Origin of the sequence: Streptacidiphilus jeojiense (assembly GCF_000719095.1) — a bacterium.
GTDB lineage: Bacteria > Actinomycetota > Actinomycetes > Streptomycetales > Streptomycetaceae > Streptacidiphilus > Streptacidiphilus jeojiensis.
Genome location: NZ_JOEH01000026.1, coordinates 1 through 18,713, shown reverse-complemented (window position 1 = coordinate 18,713; position 18,713 = coordinate 1). Strand labels below are relative to the sequence as shown.

General features: G+C 70.6%; 21 protein-coding genes. 6 read left to right on the top strand and 15 right to left on the bottom strand.

Features of this window, described 5'->3' with window-relative positions; translation table 11 throughout:
- Positions 1 to 36: 36 nt before the first annotated feature.
- A complete protein-coding gene (locus IF29_RS0130395; RefSeq protein WP_157624005.1) occupies positions 37 to 672 on the bottom strand; it encodes a phosphatase PAP2 family protein in 636 nt (211 codons plus the stop codon).
- 210 nt (positions 673 to 882) lie between these two features.
- Between IF29_RS0130395 and IF29_RS0130390 the strand changes: the two genes are divergently transcribed.
- A complete protein-coding gene (locus tag IF29_RS0130390; protein WP_157624004.1) occupies positions 883 to 1,368 on the top strand; it encodes a hypothetical protein in 486 nt (161 codons plus the stop codon).
- On the opposite strand, the gene IF29_RS0130385 is transcribed toward IF29_RS0130390, so the two are convergent.
- The gene (locus tag IF29_RS0130385; protein WP_030261570.1) at positions 1,352 to 2,257 is read right to left on the bottom strand and encodes a pyridoxamine 5'-phosphate oxidase family protein; all 906 of its coding nucleotides are present in this window, start codon (positions 2,255 to 2,257) and stop codon (positions 1,352 to 1,354) included. The genes IF29_RS0130390 and IF29_RS0130385 overlap by 17 nt on opposite strands.
- A 3-nt stretch (positions 2,258 to 2,260) precedes the next feature.
- On the bottom strand, positions 2,261 to 2,722 hold the full coding sequence (locus IF29_RS0130380; protein ID WP_030261568.1) for a VOC family protein: 462 nt from the start codon (positions 2,720 to 2,722) through the stop codon (positions 2,261 to 2,263).
- Between the two features lie 110 nt (positions 2,723 to 2,832).
- Between IF29_RS0130380 and IF29_RS0130375 the strand changes: the two genes are divergently transcribed.
- A complete protein-coding gene (locus IF29_RS0130375; RefSeq protein WP_030261566.1) occupies positions 2,833 to 3,366 on the top strand; it encodes a CGNR zinc finger domain-containing protein in 534 nt (177 codons plus the stop codon).
- Here the strand turns inward: IF29_RS0130375 and IF29_RS0130370 are convergent.
- The gene (locus IF29_RS0130370; RefSeq protein WP_198037593.1) at positions 3,354 to 4,643 is read right to left on the bottom strand and encodes an aspartyl protease family protein; all 1,290 of its coding nucleotides are present in this window, start codon (positions 4,641 to 4,643) and stop codon (positions 3,354 to 3,356) included. The two genes, IF29_RS0130375 and IF29_RS0130370, sit on opposite strands and share 13 nt — an antisense overlap.
- 143 nt (positions 4,644 to 4,786) lie before the next feature.
- Between IF29_RS0130370 and IF29_RS0130365 the strand changes: the two genes are divergently transcribed.
- Together IF29_RS0130365 and IF29_RS0130360 are read left to right on the top strand one after the other, a co-directional pair.
- The gene (locus IF29_RS0130365) at positions 4,787 to 6,109 is read left to right on the top strand and encodes a sensor histidine kinase (protein WP_198037592.1); all 1,323 of its coding nucleotides are present in this window, start codon (positions 4,787 to 4,789) and stop codon (positions 6,107 to 6,109) included.
- A 6-nt stretch (positions 6,110 to 6,115) separates the two neighbouring features.
- A complete protein-coding gene (locus IF29_RS0130360) occupies positions 6,116 to 6,793 on the top strand; it encodes a response regulator (RefSeq protein ID WP_030261561.1) in 678 nt (225 codons plus the stop codon).
- Positions 6,794 to 6,842: 49 nt separating this feature from the next.
- Here the strand turns inward: IF29_RS0130360 and IF29_RS0130355 are convergent, their stop codons facing one another.
- The 6 genes from IF29_RS0130355 to IF29_RS0130330 form a co-directional block, all read right to left on the bottom strand.
- Entirely contained in the window at positions 6,843 to 7,856 is a 1,014-nt protein-coding gene (locus tag IF29_RS0130355) for an alpha/beta fold hydrolase (RefSeq protein ID WP_084715229.1), read from the bottom strand.
- Positions 7,857 to 7,949: 93 nt separating this feature from the next.
- The gene (locus tag IF29_RS48625; protein WP_051726223.1) at positions 7,950 to 9,386 is read right to left on the bottom strand and encodes a GH12 family glycosyl hydrolase domain-containing protein; all 1,437 of its coding nucleotides are present in this window, start codon (positions 9,384 to 9,386) and stop codon (positions 7,950 to 7,952) included.
- Between the two features lie 107 nt (positions 9,387 to 9,493).
- On the bottom strand, positions 9,494 to 11,152 hold the full coding sequence (locus IF29_RS0130345) for a cellulase family glycosylhydrolase (protein WP_051726222.1): 1,659 nt from the start codon (positions 11,150 to 11,152) through the stop codon (positions 9,494 to 9,496).
- A gap of 244 nt (positions 11,153 to 11,396) precedes the next feature.
- Positions 11,397 to 11,768, bottom strand: a complete 372-nt coding sequence (locus IF29_RS0130340) for a YybH family protein (protein WP_030261554.1) — start codon at positions 11,766 to 11,768, stop codon at positions 11,397 to 11,399.
- A gap of 48 nt (positions 11,769 to 11,816) precedes the next feature.
- Positions 11,817 to 12,533 (bottom strand): SDR family NAD(P)-dependent oxidoreductase, encoded by a 717-nt coding sequence (locus IF29_RS0130335; protein ID WP_030261553.1) that lies wholly within the window; start codon positions 12,531 to 12,533, stop codon positions 11,817 to 11,819.
- 156 nt (positions 12,534 to 12,689) lie between these two features.
- A complete protein-coding gene (locus tag IF29_RS0130330; protein ID WP_030261551.1) occupies positions 12,690 to 13,640 on the bottom strand; it encodes an SDR family NAD(P)-dependent oxidoreductase in 951 nt (316 codons plus the stop codon).
- A 310-nt stretch (positions 13,641 to 13,950) separates the two neighbouring features.
- On the opposite strand from IF29_RS0130330, the gene IF29_RS0130325 reads away from it, so the two are divergent.
- Together IF29_RS0130325 and IF29_RS0130320 are read left to right on the top strand one after the other, a co-directional pair.
- Complete coding sequence (locus IF29_RS0130325; RefSeq protein WP_030261549.1) at positions 13,951 to 14,679, top strand: transporter substrate-binding domain-containing protein; 729 nt, start codon at positions 13,951 to 13,953, stop codon at positions 14,677 to 14,679.
- A gap of 42 nt (positions 14,680 to 14,721) precedes the next feature.
- A complete protein-coding gene (locus tag IF29_RS0130320) occupies positions 14,722 to 15,468 on the top strand; it encodes a phosphotransferase family protein (protein ID WP_030261548.1) in 747 nt (248 codons plus the stop codon).
- Between the two features lie 263 nt (positions 15,469 to 15,731).
- On the opposite strand, the gene IF29_RS0130315 is transcribed toward IF29_RS0130320, so the two are convergent.
- The 5 genes from IF29_RS0130315 to IF29_RS0130295 form a co-directional block, all read right to left on the bottom strand.
- Positions 15,732 to 15,962 carry a hypothetical protein gene (locus tag IF29_RS0130315; protein ID WP_030261546.1) on the bottom strand — a complete coding sequence of 77 codons (231 nt, stop codon included), beginning with the start codon at positions 15,960 to 15,962 and terminating at the stop codon, positions 15,732 to 15,734.
- Positions 15,959 to 16,486, bottom strand: a complete 528-nt coding sequence (locus tag IF29_RS43985; RefSeq protein WP_051726221.1) for a hypothetical protein — start codon at positions 16,484 to 16,486, stop codon at positions 15,959 to 15,961. The genes IF29_RS0130315 and IF29_RS43985 overlap by 4 nt, the downstream gene beginning before the upstream one ends.
- Positions 16,487 to 16,552: 66 nt before the next feature.
- The gene (locus IF29_RS0130305) at positions 16,553 to 17,416 is read right to left on the bottom strand and encodes a Scr1 family TA system antitoxin-like transcriptional regulator (protein WP_030261542.1); all 864 of its coding nucleotides are present in this window, start codon (positions 17,414 to 17,416) and stop codon (positions 16,553 to 16,555) included.
- A 22-nt stretch (positions 17,417 to 17,438) separates the two neighbouring features.
- Positions 17,439 to 17,969 (bottom strand): DUF6879 family protein, encoded by a 531-nt coding sequence (locus IF29_RS0130300; RefSeq protein ID WP_030261540.1) that lies wholly within the window; start codon positions 17,967 to 17,969, stop codon positions 17,439 to 17,441.
- Positions 17,947 to 18,201: a hypothetical protein gene (locus IF29_RS0130295; RefSeq protein WP_030261538.1), complete on the bottom strand. Its 255-nt coding sequence runs from the start codon at positions 18,199 to 18,201 to the stop codon at positions 17,947 to 17,949. Before IF29_RS0130295 ends, IF29_RS0130300 begins: the two co-directional genes overlap by 23 nt.
- Between the last annotated feature and the right edge of the window lie 512 nt (positions 18,202 to 18,713).

Below are 18,713 nucleotides of genomic sequence, written 5' to 3'. Positions count from 1 at the left end.
GGCGGCGTCGCCCCGATCCGCTCAGTGCCCCTGCGCTCAGCGCGCCGCCCAGAAGACCGAGCCGGCGACCAGGGACCCGAGCACGGCTCCGGCCAGGCACTGGGCGCGGGTGTGGTCCCGCAGCACCACCCGCGACCACCCCACTGCGGCCACGACGGCGTAGCCGAGCAGGGCCCACGCGCCGAAGGCCACCGCCAGCATGGCGACCGCGCCGCCTCCTGCGCTGGTGTGGATCGAGATCTTCCACCGGGTGGTGATGGCAGTGACCGGGACCATCGTCGCGAACTGACCCAGGATCATCGCGGTCAGCGGGCGCGGTGCACCGCCGAAGTACATCAGGGCGAGCCCAACACCCACCGACACCATGATCAACGGCAGGATCACCACCCGCCTGGCCCGGTCGCCGACGTACCGGTCACCCACCCGGCCGCGTCGTACCCCGGCCGTGATGCCCAGTTGCGGAAGGACCGCGGAGAACAACGCACCGACCAGCCCCCACACGGCACCTGACAGCCCGTAGCGGACCGCGCCGAAGCCCAGCATCACCCCGAGCACGATGTTCGTCGGGTCCACGGCTCGGGTCAGGAAGCGGGCCCACCTGAGGGCGGTGTCCGTCTCCGGGCCGTCCTGCTCGGGAGCGCTCACGGTGCTGGCGAGCGGGGTCTGCGTCATCGGCTCGGCGTTCCTTGGGGTCGAGGTTGCGTACAGCGCCCCTGAACAGCCGCAGCCAGGGCCCGGAGCCGAACACTAGCGCGGCTCCGGCCCACTGCTCGACGAAGGGACCGGCTCTCGGGCCGCCCAGTCGGACGATATGCTTCCGCATCTAAAGAACCACTGGTCACAGGTGTAGAGGTAGGGGACGTGCAGGGTTTCGCGCGCGGGGTGGCAATTCGTTCGGTGGCGGCGGCGGTGGCGGCAATGGTGCTGCTCTGCGGCTGCGACGCCACCGGCGGCGCCAGTGCTGACGGCGCGTCCGCGGAAGTCGCGCCCAGCCCTACTACGGTCACCGGTCGCCTGGTGGCCACCCGCCACGTCACACTGCTGGCCCGCACCGCCACCCGGCCGCACATGGTCCGCCGCTGCCGCACCGAGACCGAACGGGTGCGGCACACCACCGGCTCCGGGAGCAAGAAGCGCACCACGTACACCAACGAGGAGCACACCGTCTGCACCCAGGTGCAGCAGGGCACCGAGACCTACCGCAAGGTCGTCCGGCCGGAGAACTGGTGCACGGAGCTGGACGATGTCGGCGGTGCGAGCGGCCCGGACAACGTCTGGTACCGGGTGAACCAGGGGGACTACCTGCAGGCGCTGGGCCTCAAGACCGGGTCCTCCGTAACGGTGGAGCCGCTCAGCGGCAACTGTTGACGCTCAGTGGCGGGTTGGCGGGTGAGTACTGCGGTTCGCTCCAGCGCAGGGGCATGGCACCGGGCAGGTCGACCACCGCCGTCAGGTGGAAGGTGACCGACCGCTGTTGCCAGTCGGTCCGGGCCGTACCGGTGAGCAGCAGCAGGTCGCCCGTCTCCCAGTCGGGGAAGGCCAGCCCGGCGCGCGGGTTCAGTTCGAGGTTGCCCAGCGTCATGTAGGCGCCGTTGCCCGGGTACTCGTGCCAGCGCAGCGTGGTCGGGGAGAGGGACTCGACGAAGCCCGGGTTGCCGCCCCGGTGCGAGGCGTCTGCCTGCCCCTCGCGGTCCGCGGTGGCGAGGAAGAAGGTGTCCGCGGTGCCGATGACGAGCCGTTGAGCCGTTGTCAGCTCCCGTCCCCGCCGCCCCGGCCCTGGCGCGGCGGTCGGGGTTGCCGGAACCGGGACGCGCTTCTGGATGTACTTGGGGCAGTTGGAGAAGACCTGCTCGGCGTGCAGCAGGAAGCCGCCATCCCGTGCCTGCGCGGTTCCGTTGACGCGCATCCGCCGTCGGGTGGCCGATTCGAGTGCGATCGTGCCCACCTGGGTGGCCGGGCCGCGCAGGGCATCGCGCAGCGGGTCGTCCGGATGTGGCAGGGCTGCGACGCTCAGCGTCCGCTCGTCGGGGACGGAGACGAAGCCCGGCTCGCCGGCGAGCACCGTCGCCCACATCCGGCCGTCCGCGTCCGCGGCGCCGACGACCAGTAGTTGACGCTGCGCCAGGAAGCTTGCGGCGACCGCCGGCACGGTGTCGCGGATGCTGCGGCCGAGGTGCTCGGCCCGCTCGGTCTCCCCGGTGCGCGCCTGCGCTGCGCGCTCGCCGGCGTGGTAGCCCGCCGTGGGCACGGTGACCATGGCCTAGAAGAAGCCGCAGGTGGGGGCGTCGGCGAACGGGGCCTTGCCCTCCCCCGCGACGCCGCTGACGGTGAAGACCTCCAGGCGCGTCCCGTCCGGGTCGCTGAAGAAGACCCCGCCGGAGTCGCGGCCCTCGCCGTGCGGGACGACGCCGTCGTACTGGAAGGTCGCGCCGCGCTCCTTCAGCGCCCACTCAGCCTCGCGCACCTCCTCCACGGTGTCGACCTCGAAGGCGAGGTGGTGCAGCCCGGCCTGGTCGCGCTGGTGGGCTCCGGCGGCCTGCTGCCAGATGGTGAGCACCAGCGACCCGTCCTTCCCCAGCTGGGCGACGCGGCGTTCGGGCGCGGTGCCGGGGGCCGAGCCGCCGAGTACGTGCAGGCCGAGGACGTCGCGGTAGAAGGCGACCGAGCGGTCCAGGTCGGTGACGTTGATGCCGACGTGTCCGGTGCGCAGGGAGGCGGGCATGGCGGGGCTCCTATTCGAAAGGAACTGCTCTAACCGTTCACCATGACCATAAGGGTTAGACGTCAGGGCATGCAACCGTTCCAAGGCTGCTGAACAGTTAGAGTGGTCGTATGGACGTCCTCGTCGATCCCCGACCGCTGCGCGGCGAACCGCTGTCGCTGGACCTGCTGAACACCCGCTGGCACGACGGCCGGCTCTTCCAGCAGCCCGACGGCCTCGCCGTCTGGCTGGCGTCCAACGGCCTCACCGGCCGCGCACCCGACGAGCCGGCGACGCTGACCGCGCTGCTGGAGGCCCGCGACGCCCTGCTCGCGCTGCGCGCTGACCCGCACGACGTCACCACGCTGAACGCCGTCCTGGCCCACGGCCGGGTGCTGCGCACCCTGGACGCCGACGGCCTGCCGCACCAGGAACCCGAAGTCACCGACCCGACCTGGCTACCCGCCTGGCTGGCCGCCGACGACTACCTGCAGCTGCTCGCGCGCGGGCCGCAGCGGATCCGCGAATGCACGCACGAGCGCTGCATCCTCACCTTCTTCGACACCTCGCAGAACGGCCGCCGCCGCTGGTGCGACATGTCCCGCTGCGGCAACCGCGCCAAGGCAGCCCGCCACTACGCGCAACAGAGCCGTCAGCCGACGTAGAGGTGCATGCCGACGAAGTCGAAGGTGACGGCGAACGGCTTGAAGAACTCGTGGGTGAAATTGCCGAGGATGTCGAACCCGGTCATGGCCTCCCACGGTGTCGGTCCGACCGAGCCGGGAACGTGCCGGCCCACCGCGTCCCCGATGCTGATCCGGTCCGGGGTGATCGGATAGACCGTGGCCGTACCGCCGTTGACCGGGATCGGGTCGGACCAGTCGATGGTGATGCCTGCCCGTTCGGCATTGGCCACACTCGTGTTGAGGCCAATGGCGACAGTGCCGGTGTCCATGACGGCCACCCGCGGACCGTAGTCGTTGAGCTTCCCCAGTGTGCAGGGGAGGTGGTCGCCGGCCAGCCACAGCGGCTGCGGACGAAGCGCGGCGCGAGCCGCGCCGGCCTGGAACGCCCGTTGCTGCGCGGTCGTCCTGCGCCGCAGGACAAGTGCCCGGCCCCGGTAGTCGATCGTGGTCAGGAAGTGGTAGAAGAGCGCGGTTCCGATCGTCCCGGCCGGCACCACACCGTTCGGAAAGGTCAGAATCGCCCCGTCCGTCCAAGTAGCCGGCACGTTGCGCAGTTCGATCGCCCCGATCCGCAGCGTCGGCGCGATGCCGAGGAAGGTCGTGACGGTCCTGCCGTTGATGGTGGCCGTCGTTGTGGAGACGGCGCGAAGCCCTGCCTGCTCCGCCGCATCCGTGGTCAGGGTCAGGCCCATGGCGCCGGTGTCGAGGACGAATCTCCCCGGTGCCGCCCCGTTCACGGCTGCCGCCACCTGCGGCAGCGGGTCGATGTCGAGGAAGGGCACCCGGGTGGCCTGCGCCCCGTGCACCTGGTACGGCGCACCGGTCACGCTGGCGAGCTGCGCTGCCTGGGCGGCCGGCAGCAGCGGCACGGCCCGGGCGAACGCGTCCTGGCGCACGAAGCAGTCCGCGAGCCGCCGCTGGACATTCGCGTCCTCGGGGGCCAGCCGGTGCGCCGCGCCCAGGTAGTGCTCGGCGCGGTCGAAGCGGTTGGACAGCAGGGCGATGTACCCCAACTGCCCTGCGGCGTGCGCATTGTCGGGATCGTCGCGCAGCAGCCGGGCGTAGCCCCGCTCGGCGGCGGCGAACTGCCCCGACTGGAACAGCTGGTCGGGGTCACCGGTCGGGGCCGCCGGGTATCCCGCAGCGCCCAGCAGCGGCAGGACCGCGCTCGCACCCGCGGCCAGGCCGGCCCGCCGCAGAAAGGCCCGCCGGCCGAGGCCGTCGCGGACGTGATCGTTCTCCATCGTTCGGTTCATGGCACGACCCTGCCGCGCACCGACCGGCCCGCGCGTCTGGCTGACGTCCAACAGCCGTGTCTGTCCAGGGATGTACGGCAGCGCGTGGGCCTCCTCCGTACGGCAGATACCGCGCACAGCAGCCGTCCGTAGACTCCCCCACCATGATGGCTCCGGTGGTTGTCGCCCTTCGCGCCGGGATTCGTCGGCCGATGGTCCAGGACGCGGCGCTGGCCTGCGGGTTGTTGGTGGCGTGCCTGCTGGTGAACGACGCGTTCGACCTGGTGCGGGTTCAGGCCGACCGTTCCGTCGGCGCCGGGTGGGGCGGGTCGGGTGCGGTGTGGGCCTGGTGGGTCGCCACGGCGTTCACCGTGGTCGCCGTCACCCTGCGCCGGCGTCGGCCGGTGCCGATGCTCATCGTGTGTGCGGTGTCCACCATCGTGCGGGTGGCCGTGGGCGTGCTTCCCACCGTGATGGACCTGGCCGTGCTGGTGCTTCTCTGCACGGTCGCGGCCCGGTGCTCGCGGCTCACCTCGCTGCTGGCCCTGGCCGGGCTGCTGCTGGGCGCGGCCTGGCTGATCGGCGGCTCCCCCGTCGATCAGTCGCTGCGGATACCGACCTTGCGGGTGTGCAGCCGCAGTGACGTCCCGTCAGGGCCGACCCGGGCCGGCAGGGTCGACACGTCCTGCCACGACAGCGGGTCCGATCCATGGCGCGGCCTGCCCGTGCTGGGGTCCGGGCTGATCGCCGCCTGGGCGGTCGGGAACGGCAGCCGCAACCGCCGCGCCTACCTCGAACAGCTCCACGCGCGCGCCCAGGACCTCGAACGGGAACAGGACCACCAGGCCACGCTCGCGGTGGCCGCCGAGCGCGGACGGATCAGCCGCGAGGTCCACGACGTGGTCGCTCACGGCCTGTCGTTGATCGTGGTCCAGGCACAGGGCGCCGAGGCCGCGCTGGACAACCGTCCCGCCGACACCCGCGCCGCCCTGCAGACGATCGTCAGCACAGGACGCGACTCCCTGGCCGACATGCGCCGGGTGCTCGGCGCGCTCGGCGAGGTGGAGGACGCCTGGCATGCGCAGTCCGGGCTGGCCCGCCTGCCGAGCCTGCTCACCCGGGTACGGGACTCCGGCACGCCGGTGAACCTGCGGATCGAGGGATCACCTGCCGCGCTGCCGTCGCCGGTCGACCTGTCGGCGTACCGCATCGTGCAGGAGGCGCTGACCAATGTCATGAAGCACGCGGGCCCCGGCGCGAGCGCCGATGTGGTCGTCTCCTACAGTGACACCGAGATCGCCATCGAGGTCGGCGACGACGGCAAGGGCCCCACCGGCGACGGCGCGGGCACCGTCGGCAGCGGCAATGGGCTGCCGGGTATGCGTCGGCGGGTGACCCTGCTCGGCGGCCACCTCAGCGCCGGACCCGGCGACGCGGGCGGGTTCGTCGTACGGGCCGGGCTCCCCATCCACCGGCAGCGGGGGTGACGCCGAGTGATACGCGTCCTGCTCGCCGACGACCAGGCCCTGGTCCGCACCGGCTTCCGAATGATCGTGGAGAACGCTCCCGACATGGCGGTCGTCGGTGAGGCGGGCGACGGGGCCGAGGCCGCGGCCCTGGCGGCCGAACTCCGCCCGGACGTCGTCCTGATGGACGTCCGCATGCCCGATGTGGACGGAGTCGAGGCGACCCGCCGCATCTGCGCCGACGGCGCGAACAGTGCCCGGATCGTGATCCTGACCACCTTCGACCTCGACGAGTACGTCTACGCCGCCCTGCACGCCGGTGCCAGCGGATTCCTGCTCAAGGACACCCTCGCGGCCGATCTCCTGTCGGCCGTCCGCGTGGTGGTCCGCGGTGACGCGGTGGTGGCCCCGAGCGTCACCCGACGGCTCATCAACCGCCATGTCGGCACCCTGCCCGCGCCCCTCACCCCCACCCCGGCGCCCGGACTGGAGGCGCTGACCGAGCGTGAACGCGAGGTCCTGGCACTCATCGCCCGGGGCCTGTCCAACACGGAGATCGCCGCACGCATCCACGTCACCGAAGGAACCGTCAAAACCCACGTCAGCCGGGTCCTGGCCAAACTCCACCTCAGGGACCGGGTGCAGGCCGTGGTCTACGCCTACGAATCCGGACTCGCGCGGCCCAGCGGCGCTTTCGACCGCTGAGGCCGCACGGGAACGGGACCGGGAACGGGACCGGTGTCCAGGCCAGCGTTCAGCGTTCTGCCAGCAGTTCGCGCAGGCTCGCTTCGATGAACGCGGCTGCCTCCGGGTCGGCGCCGCCGCCCGCCAGGTGTCCCCATAGACCGGGGATGACGCGGAGCCTGGCGTCGGACATCTGCCGGACGGTCCACTCCTCGTCCTGGGGCGGGAAGTAGAGGTCCCGCTCCGAGGGCAGCACCAGCGCCCGCGCCTTGACCGAGGCGAGTGCGGCCACGGTGTCGCCATCGAATCCGGGGGTCAGGCCGACGTCGGCGTGCTGCCAGGTCCAGACCATGGTGAGCAGGTCGTTGGCGTCCCAGTCGCCGAAGTTGGCCTCCCAGAAGCCGACGAGGAAGTCCTCCAGGGTGGCGAATCCCAGCTGCTCGTACAAACGCTCCCAGTAGAACGCCTGGGACAGCCCCCAGCCCGCGTAGACCCGGGAGAAGGCGCGCAGCCCGGTACGTGGCTGGTCCTCGTAGTCGCCGTCGCAGAACGCCGAGTCGGCGGTGAGGGCGGCCCGGATCCCTTCCAGGAACACCTGGTTGTGCGGGCTGGTGCGCGGGGACCCGACGATCGGGGCGATCCGCTCGACCATGTCGGGGTGGCTGACCGCCCACTGGTAGGTCTGCCCCGCGCCCATCGACGCGCCGGCGACCAGCACCAGGCGCTCGATCCCGAACCGCTCCGTCACCAGCCGGTGCTGGGCGGACACGTTGTCGTGGATGGTCACCTTGGGGAAGCGGCCCCGGTCGTAGGGCGCGGCCGTGTTGCTCGGCGAGCTGGACAGCCCGTTGCCGAACAGGCCGGGCACGACGACGAAGTAGCGATCGGTGTCCAGCGCCTTCCCGGGGCCGATGAGCCACTCGTTGGCCGTGTGCGTTCCGGCGAACCAGTGCGGGGAGACGATCGCGTTCGAGCGGTCCGGTGCCAGCTCGCCGTAGGTCCGGTACGCCAGCACCGCTCCGGGAAGCGTTCCTCCGTGCTGGAGCGGGAAGTCACCCAGGTCAAAGGTCTCGTATTCGATCACGTTCGCCAGGATATGCAGACGGCCGGGGTCCGTGCAGGAGTGAGCGGCCCCGGGCGCGGTGGGTGGAACCGCGTCCGGGGCCGCCGACTGCGGTCAGCTGGCGGTGCAGCTGAGGGTGGGTGTGCCGTTGGTTCCGCTCCAGGTGCCCTGGACGCCGAAGGTGGTGTTGCCGCCTGCGGGGATGGCGCCGTTGTAGCTGAGGTTGGTGGCGGTGACGGCGCTGCCGGTCTGGGTCAGGGCGGTGTTCCAGTAGCTGGTCTCCTGCTGGCCGTTGGGCCAGGTCCAGGTGACGGTCCAGCCATGGGTGGCCGCGGTGCCCTTGTTGGTCACGGTGACCGTGTCGGTGAACCCGGGGGTCCATTGGTTGGTGACGGCGAGTGCGGCTGTGCAGCCGCCGGTTCCACCGCCGCCGCCTCCGGACGCGGCCTGGGTGGTCGCGGTGGCACTGCCTGATGCGGGCGAGAGGTTTCCGGCGGCGTCGAATGCCTTGACCGTGTAGGTGTAGACAGTGGAGGCGGTCAGTCCGGTGTCGGTGTAGGAGGTTCCTGCGGTGGTACCGACCAGCGTCCCGCCCCGGTACACGTCGTATCCGGTGACGGCGGTGTTGTCGGTGGCGGCGGTCCAACTGAGCGAGGCGGAGCTGCTGGTGGTGCCGGTGACCGTGAGGCCGGTCGGTGCGCTGGGCGGCGTGGTGTCTCCGCCGCCACCGCCGCTGCCGGTGGTCGTGGCGGCGAAGGAGAAGCTGCTGGTGCCGAGTCCCTGGCCGCCCTGCCAGATCTCGAAGCCGGCCTCGGCGTCGATCAGGTAGTGCGCCGGGTTGACCGAGCCGCGTGAGACCGCGTCGCTGATCAGGGATTTGACGTCGAGTCCGGTGACCGAGGTTCCGCCGCCCTGCAGCACATAGGAGATGATCTTCCATGAGGTCTGCTGGCCGGTCCAGACGTTCCAGTTGTGGCCGGCGGCCGTGGACGTCCCGGTCTGCGACCCGAAGGGCTGGACCCCGCCGCGGCTGTTGAGCCAGATCATGATCTCGGTGCCGTCGGGCTGCCCGGTGGTCGTGGGGGTGGAGTTGATCCACAGGTCGTAGGCCACGTCGTAGGCGCCGGAGGCGGGTTGGACCGTGCTCCAGGACGAGGTGGCGCTGCCGAGTTGGCTGATCTGGATCGGCAGCCCACTGCCGGTGGTGCAGGCACCCCAGTGGCAGCCCTTGTAGAGCGAGGGGTAGGTGGCCGGGGGTCCGCTGGTGGTGAGGTTGAAGTTCGCGGTGGACACCGACCAGGCGGTGCCGCCGGTGGCGGTGACGCACTGGGAGGCGCTGGAGTTCCACTCGTTGGACTGCAGGGTGTACTCGCCGTTGTTGATCGGCAGGGTGCCGGTCGCGGTGCAGATCGACGTACCGTCGGCGGCGTGGGCGGCGGGGCTCGCGGCGAGGGGGGTGACCAGCGCGGCCAGGGCCATGATCAGCAGGGACACCCTGAGGCGTCGGATCGGGTCGAGCCGGAGCAGGAGGAGCCGGGGTCGGAGGTGCACGGGATGGTCCTTCCCGGGTGGGGGATGAGGGCGGTCCGCTGGGGTGGTGCTCCGGGCGCACGCGTGCGCGGTTTTTCCGCGTGCGCCCGGAGGTCGGTGGGGCCGGGTCAGCCGCAGGGGGTGCCGTTGAGGGTGAACCCCGACGGTGCGGCGTCGCTGGCGGCCCAGGTGCCCTGGAAGCCGAAGCTGACATCGGCTGCGGGGGCGATCGTGGAGTTGTAGGCGAGGTTGGCGGCGGTGACCTTGGTGCCGCTCTGGGTGAGGGCGGTGTTGTAGGAGTTGGTGACCTTCTGGTCCCCGCCGAAGGTGAAGCCGAGGCTCCAGCCGTTGACGGCGGCGGTGCCGGTGTTCTTGATGTCGACCACGCCGTTGAAGCCGCCGGCCCACTCGCTCTGCAGCGTGTAGGTCACCTTGCAACTACCCGACGCCGTCGGGCCGGTGGTGGGTGTGGCGGACGCGCTCGCCGAGGCGCTCGGGCTCCCGGCCCCGCTCCCGGCCAGCGGGAACTCGATGCCGTTGAGTGCGGACTGCTTGGCCGCCGAGACCGGCGTGGGGTCGTAGCCGTTGTCCAGCAGTGCGTACGGGTCCTCGCCGTTGAGCGCCCAGTAGGTCCAGCTCAGGCTGTTGGTCTTGATGTAGCCGACCAGACTGCTGAACCACTGGCCCTGGGATCCGGCCGTGCTGTCGGCCGCGTCAGTGGCCGCGTTGGGGGTGCCGAACTCCCCCACCCAGACCGGGGCGATGCCCTGCTCGGCCAGGTAGCCCCAGTGCTTGTCCCACACCGCCGCCAGACTGGCCGGGGTCGTGGTGGAGTTGAACCAGCTCTGCGCGTACTCGTGCGGCCCGTAGTCGTGGGCGGAGTAGACCACGTGGCCGGGCGAGGTCAGCGTGACCGGGTAGGCCGCGGCGCCGTCCAGGTTGCCGCCCCACCAGTCGGTCGAGTAGCCCCCGCTGACCGTGGCGTCGGGGTAGTTGCTGATGCCCTCGACGAAGACCAGGGCGCCGGGGTCGTCGGCGAGGACCCGGTTCCCGGCGGCCTCCGCGGCCAGCCGCCAGTCCGTGGCGGGGTCGCCGCTGCCCCAGGTCGCGCCGGCCGAGTAGGCGGTGTAGGCGGGGGTGTGCGGCTCGTTGCGCAGGTCGAAGCCGATCACGGTGGGGTTGCCCGCGTAGCGCTTGGCCATGGTGTCCCAGTCCGCGAGCCAGGCGGAGTTCGGGTAGGCGCTGGTGTACCAGAGACCGTTCTGCTCCGCGCTGTTGCCGGCCTCGGAGCGGTGGTCGTCGAGGATGATCCGCAGTCCGTCCTGGCCCGCGTAGGCGACGATCTTGTCGAGGATCTGCAGTGAGGTGAGGCCCTTGAGGTCGGTGTTGATGGGGCCGGTGCTGCCGTAGTAGCCGAGGTTGGTGGGCACCGGGTCGGTCTCGACCATCTGGTTGGAGAAGGGGATCCGGATGGTGTTGTAGCCCAGGTTCCTGATGTCGTCGATGACGGCCTTGTAGTCGGCGCTCCAGAGCCCGTGGGCCACCGCGTCCGGGGTCTCGAAGCCGTACCAGTTGATGCCCGCGATGCGCACGGTGTTGCCCCCGGCGTCGAGGATGCGGCTGCCGGAGGTGTGCCAGTAGCCGGCGCCGACCGCACCGGCGGCCCCGGCCGACGGCGAGAGGGCGACGGCCGCCCCCAGCGCGGCCCCGACCGCGGCCAGGGCCAGCCCGATCCGCAGCGAGGTACGGCCCGCCAGATATGGGAGCGCTCCCAGTCTCGTTGACACGTCAGACCCTTCATGGAGTGGGTGAAAGGTGGCGACCGCGCACGAGCAGGGAGTGGGGCAGCCATCGGTTCAAGTCCCGCAGCCTCACCGCACTCGTTGCGCCGTCACATATCAAGACAGGCCCATGAATGACCGTCAAGAGGTCTCACTGCGTTCATTTGTCGAACGCGCGTCAGCCCTCGGCCTGGGAGTGGGCTTCAGAGAGCTTCCGGCCGGAGGCTGTGCGGTCCCGCCGGCCGGTTCCTCAGCGGAGCCTGGAGACCTGGTAGTGGCTGATGTACCAGCCGTCCGCCTGCTGACGGACCACCAGGCTCAGGTACACCGTGAGCGTCGGCCGGTCGGTGAACGAGAAGTCGACGGTCTGGTAGCCCAGCACGAGGCCCTCGCCCAGTTGCCTGGTCTCCAGGATCCGGTACTCGGCGGTCATCCCGAGCGGTTGGGAGGCGTAGTAGTCGGCGACGCCCTGCCTGCCGACGCTGTAGGGGTGGAGCCCCTGGAAGATCGCGTCCTCGGTGAAGCCGGCGGCGACCCGCTCGGGCTGGTGCGCGTCGACGGCGGCCTTCCACGCGTCCAGGACACCGCGCAGGACCTTCTCGTTGCCCGCTGTGCTGTTCATCGGCTCTCCTCCTGGGAGATGATCGGTCGTCAGGGCCCTGCTCGGGGGTCACCGCCCGGCGCTCTGGCCTCCGTCGACGTGCAGGATCTCGCCGGTCACGAATCCGGCGTTCTCCAGGTACAGGATGGCGTCCACCACGTCCTCGATCTCGCCCATCCGGCCGAGCGGATGCAGCGTGGCGAGGTCGGCGTGCGTGTCGGCCGGGTGCATCGAGGTGCGGATGATGCCCAGCGCGACGGTGTTGACCCGGATGCCGCGGGAGGCGTACTCGATCGCCAGCGACCTGGTGACCGCGTTCAGGCCGCCCTTGGTCAGCGAGGCGAGCGCCGAGGGCACGTGCGAATCGGCGTGGTCGACCAGGCTGGTGGAGACGTTCACCAGGTGGCCGCCACCGCCCTGAGCGAGCATCGCCGCGACGGCGCTGCGGGAGATCTCGAAGAAGCCGCGGAGGTTCAGGCCGGCCACCGCCTGGAAGTCCTCGTCGGTGTACTCGGTGAACGGCTTGGCGACGAAGATCCCCGCGTTGTTGACCAGCGTGTCGATCCGCCCGAACCGCGCCAGTGCCTGCTCGACGACGCGGGCTCCCATACCCGGCTCGGCCAGGTCGCCACGCACCGTCAGCAGCCCCGGATCGTCGGACGGCTCGATGGAGCGGGACGTCGCCACGACCGCGTACCCGAGCTTGCGGTAGGCGGTGACCAGGGCGGCGCCGATGCCCTGGGAGGCGCCGGTGACGACGGCGACGTGCTGCGTGGTGTTGCTCATGACCAGGTGCTCGCTTCCACGATCGCCGGGGCGACCTCTTTCGCCCGGCTCTCGCTACGAGTCTGCGCACGGCCCGCCTCCCCCGCCACGACAGAAATACTCCCTGGTGGTAGCCCCAGCCTCGCACTGCACTTCACGCCTTACGGAGAGACCGAGCTACACCGCAGCCAGCAGGTCGAGCGAGGCCCGCCACAGCCGGGCGGCGTTGTCGGCATCCAGGGCGTAGTCGGCGACACCGCGCCGGATCCCGGGCTGGTGCGGTCCGGCTTCGTTGCAGTCCTCGAAGTAGCGCCCTCCGACGCCGTCCAGCAGCGGGGAGGCAGCCAGCAGCACGGAGGTGGCGGCGCCCTGCTCCACGGTCTTGACGGAGACGCCGGTGCTGTTGGCGTTCCCCGGAGCGAGAGCCTGCGGGGAGGGTTCCATATGCCGCATCAGGCGGGTGGAGGGGATGCGGCCGGGGTTCAGTGCATTGGCGGTGATCCCGTCGTCGGCCCAGCGCCGGAACGCCTCCACGGCGAACAGGATGTTGGCGGTCTTGGACTGACCGTAGGCGGCCCATTCGTTGTACGGACGGCGTTCGAAGTTGAGGTCCTCGAAGTCGACGGGTCCGTCGATGTGGCCGACCGAGCTGACCGCCACGATCCGCGCCGAGCCGGCCTCGGCCAGTGCCCGGTGCAGGCCCAGAGCCAGGGCGAAGTGACCCATGTGGTTGGTGGCGAACTGCAGTTCCCAGCCCTCGGCGCTGCGCCGCAGGTCCGGAACGGCCATGACCCCGGCGTTGTTGACCAGAACGTGCAGCGCACCGCTCCACCCGTCGGTGAAGGCCCGTACCGATGCCTGGTCGGCGATGTCCAGGCGGCGGACCAGCGGGTGGGCGCGTCCGGTGGACGCGGCGATGTCCGCCGCGGTCCGGTGGCCGGCATCGGTGTCCCGCACGGCGAGTGTCACCTCGGCGCCCGCCGCCGCCAGGCTGCGGGCCGTCTCCACGCCGATGCCCGAGGACCCGCCGGTGACCACGGCCCGCCTGCCGGTCAGGTCGACTCCCGCGACGACTTCGGCAGCCGTGCTGGTGGCACCGAACGGTGTGGTGATCAGGCTCTCACCCATGGCACTCCTCGTTCCCTGGCAGTGCGGCGGAAGGACCGGCCTCATCACCGGAACCGCGTCCGCTCAGCAAATGGCACCGGAACCCTGTCCGGTTTCGACGGGGGCCCGATTCGCCCCGACCCCCAGGAGACCACGTGCCCGCCCGGGATCCTGGTGTCGCGTACGGTGCGGCGGCAAGGCCGACCGTGAAGATCGCCCACGTCCGCCTCGGGACGACCCGGCCCGGCGTGACGGGGCGTCTGGCGACTCCTTCGGCTACGGCCTGGGCGCTTCCGGTGGCTCGGTCGTGCGTGGTCATATAATCCGCTTCATGATCGAGAGTGCTGCCATCAGCAAGGACCTGGCTCCCAGTGGCGTACTGAGGGTCTCCGTCAACCTGGGAAATCCGGTCCTGGCGCAGGGCATGCCGGAGGCTCCCTCAGGTGTCACGGTCGACATCGCGCGGGAGGTCGGCGCGCGGCTGGGCCTGCCGGTGGAGCTCCTCTGCTTCGACGCGGCGCGGAAGTCCTACGAGGCGATGGCGTCCGGCCTGGCCGACATGTGCTTCCTGGCCGTCGAGCCCGCGCGTGAAGCCGAGGTCGCCTTCACCGCACCGTACGTGGTCATCGAGGGGGTGTTCGCGGTGCCCCAGGACTCGGCCATCACCACGGTGGCCGAGGTCGACCGGGCCGGCGTGCGCATCGGCGTGAAGCGTGGCTCCGCCTACGACCTCTACCTCACCCGGACGCTCCAGCACGCGGGCATCGTGCGCGGTGCGGACGGCGAGGACGGTGTCGACGCGTTCCGCGCCGGGGGGCTGGAGGTCGCGGCCGGGATCAGGCAGCCCATGACCGAGTTCGTCGCGGCGCATCCGGAGTACCGCCTGATCGAGGACCGGTTCATGCAGATCCAGCAGGCCGTCGGCACGACCAGGACCCGGCTGCCCGAGACCGTCGGTTTCCTGCGCCACCTGGTCGAGGAACTGAAGGCGAACGGCTTCGTCGCCGAGGCCCTGCGCCGGGCCGACCAGTCCGACACCCTGGTCGCCCCGCCGGCTTAGGCCCCTCGGCGATCGTCGCCCGGCCCGGGATACTGGTCGCCCATGGATGAGGTCCAAGTCGTCGTCGCCCATTCCGAGCGCGCCACCCTGCGCGTCGGCGACGTGTTCCTGAAGGTGGACGCCGATCAGGCGCGCCTCGACGTCGAGGTCGAGGCGATGTCCCTCGCGCCGGTGCCGACCCCGGAGGTGCTGTGGTGCAGGCCGCCCGTGCTCGCGATCGCCGCGCTCCCGGGGACGACGCTCGGACGCCTCGGCGGGCCGTCGACCGGGTCGCCGGCGGCGTGGGCCGCGGCGGGCGCCGCCATCCGGAAGCTGCACGACGCGCCGCTGCCGCCGTGGCCCGGCCGGGCCGGGCGGAGCACCGCCGCGCTGGCGGCGGAACTCGACGACGAGTGCGGGCTGCTGGTGACGAACGGCCTCCTGCCCGCGGACCTGGTCACCCACAACCGTCGGGTCGCCGAGGCCGCGCTGCGGCCGTGGACTCCGGCGTTCACCCATGGCGACCTGCAGATCGCCCACGTCTTCGTCGACGGCGACGAGGTCACCGGCATCATCGACTGGTCCGAGGCGGGCCGGGGAGACGCCCTGTACGACCTCGCCACCTTCACGCTCGGACACGAGGAGCACCTCGAAGACGTCGTCGCCGGCTACGGCGCCGACATCGACCTCGACGTGATCCACGCCTGGTGGTCGCTGCGAAGCCTGCTGGCGGTTCGCTGGCTGGTCGAGCACGGCTTCGACCCGTTCGCGCCGGGCTGTGAGGTCGACGCGCTGAGGTCCCGGATGTGAGACTGCGCGGGCCCGACTGCTACGACGGCATTCTGACGCATCGACAGGCCATCCCCGCAGTGGCCAAGGGACCTGCCAGGGGCACAACATCGTCGTGCACCCCGGTCCAGTCCAAGGGCCCGTGCCGCCGCATTCGCAGACGGGACGGTGTCCAATCGACGACGACACCCACGACGCGGCTGCGCCGGTCGCGCCCCGACGTGCCGATCTGCGCGCGGACCTCGTCGGGCCGCGCCGGCTGCTCGAACAGCGGCAGCGGCTGGCTAGGACTCACAGCCCGCCCTCGGTGGTGAGTCGGGGGTCTGCGCGAGCAGTCTCACCAGGAGCGCGGCGCTGTCCAGGTCGAGCAGCCCGAGGCGTACCCAGCCCTTGGTCGACTCGGGGAACAGATGGGCACCGTCCTCCACGGGGGTCGTTATGCCCCGGGCGTGCAGGGCCTCGCGCAGCGCTCGCACAACCTGGGCGGTGTCGAGTGCGAGGGGAGGGGCGCTCATCGGCCGCCACTCCCTGTGATCAGCTGCTTGTCGATCAGTTCCTCGCCGGCACTCTCGAGCGCCGTCAGGAGCTGATCCGGGTCGGTGAGGACCCCGGCCTGGTCGGGGTTGACCAGCCAGCCACGGCGGCAGGCCACCTTGCTCGGCTCCGGGCAGAAGAACGACTCGCCCACGCCGTGCGCGACGGTCAAGGGGTGGGTCCAGGTCCCGGCCGTCCCGGCGGGGACCAGGAATGTGGCGTGGGCGGAGCGCTGGTCCACCACCACCGGGCCGACCAGCAGGTCTGAGCTGCGCAGCGCCTCGACGACCGCACGGCCCAGGTGCAGGGTGACCACGATCGCGTCGAAGTTCTCTCCCAACGGGAAGGACAGGACGCCGGGGTCCCGCCAGCGGGCGTAGATGTTCTTGGAGGGGCCGGTGTACTGCTTGACCAACCAGCGGGTTGCCGGATCGGTCGGCCAGTCTCTGGGGGCGTCGGGCATCGTGGGCTCCGGGGATTGCTGGTACGTGTGCTGACGGATCATCACGCTCCTCCCGAGCCGGGGTCCAGGTCGAGGCTTGTTCTGCCGTGTTGCACACCGCGTCGCCCCTCACAGCAGCAGCACATCCAGCGCTCTCTCGATCCTCCGGGTGGCTGCAGGTCCGTACACGGCCATCGACCCGAGCGCACCGAACGCCTTCTCGTACAGGGCGATGTCGGCCGGCACGGTGATGCTGATGATCGCGGTCAGCGTCTCCACCGATACCCGCGCGCGGTCGTAGATGTGGAATGACTCCGGACACCACATCGCCGGGCGTTCGGCGGAGAGCGGCACGATGCCCATGGCCACCCCGGGCAGGCGCTGGAGTTCGGCAAGGTGTTGCAATTGCTCGGCCAGGATCGCGGTGCTGCCGAAGCGATGCAGGAGAAGGTGCTCCTCGATCAGGACGACAAAGCGGTGCTTGCCAGAGCGCAGGAGCCGGGAGCGCTCCTGCCGTTTGGCGGCAGCTGCCTCGATGTCGGGGGCTGCGGCCTGCCCGTCGTGGAACCGGTTGAAGGCGGAGAGCATCGCCATGGTGTAGTTCAGGGTCTGGAACGCCCCGGGGATCGCGACACTGCTGTAGGAGCGCTGCAGCTGGGCTTCGGTGTCGATGCGGAGCTGGCGCTCCTGGGCTGCCAGCAGGCCGGGGCGGTGGCGTCGGTGCCATTCGGTCCACAGCTCGTCGGCCTGGCGGTTCATCGCCTCCAGGTCCGGGGCAAGGGCCGCAACGCCGCAGGCGCGGCACCAGGCCCACAGGTCGGCGTCCGAGGGCGCGGTGATCGCGTTCTCGATCCGGGAGACCTTCGACGCGGCCCAGCCGCACGCCTCGGCCAGCGCCCGCGTGGTCAACCGGGCGTCGCTGCGGAGCTCGTGCAGCCGCGCGGCGACACGCTCGCGCGCCTGCTGGGCGGAAGAACTGGGAGACCGGGACATTGTGCTGTGTTCGACGTTACGGCTACTGAATCTTGTACTCCTCGTGCGGGACGGCCCGCTCCCACACGCGCTGGAATGCCTCGTCGCACAGTTGGGCAAGACCGGGGTCGGTGGACACTTCATGGCCCACCAGAGCGCCGTCACCGGAGAAGAGGCCCAGTCGCACAGTTGTCGAGTCGAACAACCAGAAGTCGTTGCCCGGCAGAAGCAGGTCGCTCGCCTGGGCCCGAGGCAGCCAGCGGACCTCTTCGCCCGCAGCCAGGTTCACTGCCGTACCGGAGTGCTCGTAGCGGATGTAGTCGCTGACCGGCTCCGAGACGACCCGTGCCCGCCGCACCGCCACACCGCGAGCGACCGCCTCACGCACCGTGCGCGTCCACGTTCCCCAGTACGGACCGTCGGGGTCCATCCCCTCTTCACCGCGGTGTCCCTCGCGGCGCCACGCCTTGTAGGCGGCTGACTCGTGGTCCACCGCATACAGGTCGCGCAGTTCCAGGTGTACAGCGGTGTGCTGGGCCTCTTTGAAGAGGTCAGCCAAGGCCGTCGGCGACATCGCACGCCTTCCTAAGCACACCGGCCATTCGCAGCGGAACGCGGATCACGTCCTCGTGGTCAGGGACGCCCGCCTTGTGGTTCGGCGCAGGTGTCGCAGTCACCTGCTCACGCAGACCTTCGCCCGCTCTCCATCCCTGAATGACGAACTCCCTTGCATCCTCGTCGATCCAAACGGTCGGCGAGTCGCCGGTGTCCGTGCTGGGGTCGATCCCGATGAAACGTAGCGCCATGATGCCCTCCCCTACCAAACGTGTTGCAGGGTGTTCTACGACAGTCCCGTGATCTCCGACGGTCCGTCAAGATGGTCACCACCGCGCACTGCTACGTGGCCCCAGCGCACGCTGCGCAGGATGCGCCGCTTGCTTCACACCCTGGAAACGTGGGTCAGTAACGTGCCGCGTTCACGATTGGCCCCGGGGGCGGAGGGTCTCCTCCGGGATTTGATCTGGTTAGGCTGCTGGTCATGAATACGACCGTGACCAGCGGCGGGAGCCGTGAGCCCGTCATCCTCGACGTGAAGGAGTTGGCCTCCGATCCGGACCTCGGGGCCCGGTTTTCGGAGTCGGCCCATCGGATCCTGGCGGACCTGGTCCGTGGAGGTGCGGCACTCGGTTGGGTCGAACCGCCCTCGCCCGAGGAGGTGTCAGAGGGCGTTAAGTCCGTTTTTGGTAGATGCCTCGTCCGGGTTGGGTGAGGACGCCTTGGCGGACGAGTCGGCCTAGGCGGCTTCGGGTGGTGCTCA